The following is a 3,885-nucleotide window of genomic DNA, read 5'->3' on the forward strand; positions in this document are numbered from 1 at the left end:
TTTAGCGAGACCCCGTCTGGACCGAGCACCGCAGGTTGCCCGTAGCGAAGCGGAGGGACGCAGCAACCAGGGTCGCCTTTTCTTTTGCTTACTTTTCTTTTGGCGAAGCAAAAGAAAAGTGAGTAGCCGCCGGGCTACCCCCGGCCAGCTACCCTATGCAAAGGGCGAGGGCGCGCAAAGCCGGAGCAAGACCCGGCAAAACCAGTCTTATCCCGCGACCAATTTCAAAAAAGTAATCTCAGAAGGCGCCCCAAACCGCTTGGGCGGCCCCCAATATCCCGTCCCCCGACTCGTATAAACCCAAAGATTCTGCAACTTGTGCAAGCCGGCAGTAAACGGCTGCTGAAACCGCACAAACAGATTCCACGGATAGAACTGCCCGCCATGCGTATGGCCCGACAGCTGCAAATCAAAACCCGCTTTCGCCGCCGCCGCCGCGCTGCGCGGCTGGTGGGCCAGCAGCACGCGCACGGCGTTCAGCGGCGCGCCGCGCAAGGCCGCTTCGGGGTCGCTGCGGTGCGCCGGGTCGAAGTGGCCGGCGCTGTAATCCGTCACGCCGGCCAGCACCAGCGGTTTGCCGTCTTCGCGGCCGGCTGCATCTGAAGGGGGGCGAATCACCACGTGTTCATTCAGCAGCACCGTCAGGCCCAGGCGGCGCAGCTCGTCGACCCAGGCGTGCGCACCCGAGTAGTACTCGTGGTTGCCGGTCACAAAAAACGTGCCGTGGCGCGACTTCAGATCGGCCAGCGGCGCGGTGTGGGCCGAGAGTTCGCTGACCTTGCCGTCCACCAGATCGCCGGTGATGGCCACCACGTCGGCGTCCAGTGCGTTGACCTTGTCGACGATGCGGCGCAGGTATTGCTGCTTGATGGTCGGCCCGACGTGGATGTCGCTGAGCTGGGCCAGGGTAAAGCCCTGCAGCGCCGGGGGCAGGCCCTTGATGGGCACGTCGACCTTGACCACGGCCGCGGTGCGCCGCGCATTCAAAAAGCCCAGCACGGTGACCAGCACGCCCAGCGCGGGCACGGCTTCGGCCGAGGCGATGCGCAGCCAGGCCAGCGGCAAGCGGCCGGGCGCCAGCAGGTCGGCCAGCCACAGCAGCACGAGGCCCGCGTCGCGCGCCACCGTCAGCACCAGCATCGAGGAGAACAAGCCCATGAACAGCAGGCCCACCCAGGTCAGAACATCGGCTAGCGGTTGTTTCGCGACCCGCCCTGCCATCAGGCCCAGCGGCATCAGCAAGGCCGAGAGTGCCAGGCCCCCGATGAGCAGCCACTGGCCGAGAGGATGGGCTTCAAGCCCCGGCACAAGGCGTGCGCCGATGTAAACATGGAGCAGCGCGGTTACAAGCGCCAGCGGCAGGAAGTTCATGAAAAGTCCAGAGTGATAAGCCCCGCATATGGGTGCAGGGCCCATGCATTCAATGCCGGCGCGGCTTTCTGCGACGGACGGTGACAGCGCACCAAGGCCGTGCGCGCGGCCGATAAGCGTTTCATGCGCTCACAAGTGCGACAAAGCGTGCGCACGAATATGCCGCATCGCGCGCTACCCTCGGCCATCTTTTCTTTTGCCGCCGACACGCCGGCCTCCTCCCGCCATGCGCCTATGACCGTCGCCCTCCAGGCCACCACTCCCGCCACCTTTGAAATCAAGAGCGCCAACCTGCCCCTGGTGGCCTTGCTGCTCAAGTCCACCGACCTCGTCGCCCTGGCACGCGAACTCGAAGCCCGCTTTGGCGATATTCCCGACTTCTTCGACCAGGATGCGCTGCTGGTCGACCTCTCACCGTTGCCGGACTCGGCGGGCGGGATCGACTTTCCCGCGCTGATCAGCCTGCTGGGCGGCTACCAGCTGGTGCCCATCGCCGTGAAAGGCGGCAGCGCCGCGCAGATGGCAGCCGCGCTGCAGGCGGGCTTGCTGCCCGTGCCCGACGCCCACCTGGTGGCGCCGCGGCCCACGGTGGCCGCACCACCCGCGCCGGTTCTGCTGGCGCCGGAACCGGTTCCCCCTGCCCCTGCCGCGCCCCTGGGCGCGCTGGTCGTCGACAAGCCGCTGCGTTCCGGCCAGCAGGTCTATGCGCGCGGCCGCGACCTGGTGGTGCTGGCCATGGTCAACGCCGGCGCCGAGGTGATTGCCGACGGCCACATCCACGTCTATGCGCCGCTGCGAGGCAAGGCCATGGCCGGTGCGCGCGGCAACACCGAGGCGCGCATCTTCTCGCTCGCGCTGGAAGCTGAATTGCTCTCGATCGCCGGCGTCTACCGCACCAGCGAACACCCGCTGCCGCCCGGCATGGCCGGCAAGCCGACACAGGTGCGATTGGTGCCCGGCGATGAAGGCGACAAACTAGTTATGAATGTGATGTCCGCATGAACACAGCCACTTTGCTTCCTCCTGCTCCCGCTGCACACCCGGCCTCCACCCACAACACCTCTTCCGTTCTCCAAGGAAATTCAAGCATGGCAAAAATCATCGTGGTCACCTCCGGCAAAGGCGGTGTGGGCAAAACCACCACCAGTGCCAGCTTTGCCACCGGCCTGGCGCTGCGCGGCCATAAAACCGCGGTCATCGACTTCGACGTGGGCCTGCGCAACCTGGACCTCATCATGGGCTGCGAGCGCCGCGTGGTGTACGACCTCATCAACGTGATCCAGGGCGAAGCCACGCTGAACCAGGCCCTGATCAAGGACAAGCAGTGCCACAACCTGTATGTGCTGGCCGCCTCGCAGACCCGCGACAAGGACGCGCTGACCAAGTCCGGCGTCGAGAAGGTGCTGAAAGACCTGGCCGGCATGGACTTTGAATACATTGTTTGCGACTCCCCCGCCGGCATAGAGACCGGCGCGCTGATGGCCATGCACTTCGCCGACGAAGCCCTGGTGGTGACGAATCCCGAGGTGTCCTCGGTGCGCGACTCCGACCGCATCCTCGGCATGCTCTCGAGCAAGACCCAGCGCGCCATCGCCGGCGGCGACCCGATCAAGGAACACCTGCTGATTACCCGCTACAACCCCGGCCGCGTCGACCAGGGCCAGATGCTTTCGCTCGAGGACATCCAGGATATTTTGCGCATCAAGCTCATAGGCGTGATCCCCGAATCCGAGTCGGTATTGCAGGCCTCCAACCAGGGCGTGCCGGCGGTGCACATGAACGGCAGCGACGTGTCCGAGGCCTACAAGGATGTGGTCGACCGCTTCCTCGGCGACAAGGACAAGCCCATGCGCTTTATCGACGCGCAAAAGCCCGGGCTCTTCAAACGCTGGTTCGGGGGGAAGTGATCCATGGCGTCTTTCCTGTCATTCCTGCTGGGCGAAAAGAAAAAGACCGCGAGCGTCGCCAAGGAGCGGCTGCAGATCATCCTGGCGCATGAGCGCACAGACCGTAGCCCCAAGCCCGACTACCTGCCGGCCCTGCAACGCGACCTGATCGCGGTGATCGCCAAATACATTCCCATCAACCCTGAGCACATCAAGCTGAACCTGGAGCGGCAGGATAACCTGGATGTGCTGGAGGTGAAGATTGAGTTGCCTGACAAGAAGTGAGCTCTTGCATGCTCCCGGCGGGCTTGGCTTTCTGTTTTCTCTGCTTAGACCTGCTGGCCGGGGGTAGCCCGGCAGCTACTCACTTTTAGCGAAACCCGCAAAGCGGGTTTTCTTTTGTTCGCCAAAAGGCGCGCTACGCGCGCGGGGTTTGCTCACTTCGCGAAGCGAAGTTACGCAAACACCAAAAGTAAGCAAAAGAAAAGGCGACCCTGGTTGCTGCGTCCCTMCGCTKCGCTACGGGCAACCTGCGGTGCTCGGTCCAGGCGGGGTCTCGCTAAACTCGCCTTCGGCTCAAACAACGCGATCCCTGATCCGCCTGAACCTGCGCTCCTCGGCGCATCCA

General features: G+C 64.2%; 4 protein-coding genes. 3 read left to right on the forward strand and 1 reads right to left on the reverse strand.

The window, feature by feature from the left end; genetic code table 11:
- Positions 1-207: 207 nt before the first annotated feature.
- On the reverse strand, positions 208-1,371 hold the full coding sequence (locus AC1D1Y_RS25730) for a metallophosphoesterase (protein ID WP_477654528.1): 1,164 nt from the start codon (positions 1,369-1,371) through the stop codon (positions 208-210).
- 234 nt (positions 1,372-1,605) lie between these two features.
- On the opposite strand from AC1D1Y_RS25730, the gene minC reads away from it, so the two are divergent.
- From minC to minE, 3 genes are all read left to right on the forward strand, one after another.
- The gene (gene minC, locus AC1D1Y_RS25735; protein ID WP_477654533.1) at positions 1,606-2,373 is read left to right on the forward strand and encodes a septum site-determining protein MinC; all 768 of its coding nucleotides are present in this window, start codon (positions 1,606-1,608) and stop codon (positions 2,371-2,373) included.
- 86 nt (positions 2,374-2,459) lie between these two features.
- Positions 2,460-3,278 (forward strand): septum site-determining protein MinD, encoded by an 819-nt coding sequence (gene minD, locus AC1D1Y_RS25740; protein ID WP_436155618.1) that lies wholly within the window; start codon positions 2,460-2,462, stop codon positions 3,276-3,278.
- 3 nt (positions 3,279-3,281) lie between these two features.
- Positions 3,282-3,542: a cell division topological specificity factor MinE gene (gene minE, locus AC1D1Y_RS25745; RefSeq protein WP_436155619.1), complete on the forward strand. Its 261-nt coding sequence runs from the start codon at positions 3,282-3,284 to the stop codon at positions 3,540-3,542.
- The last annotated feature ends 343 nt before the right edge of the window (positions 3,543-3,885 follow it).

The organism is Polaromonas sp. P1_G1 (assembly GCF_056405595.1).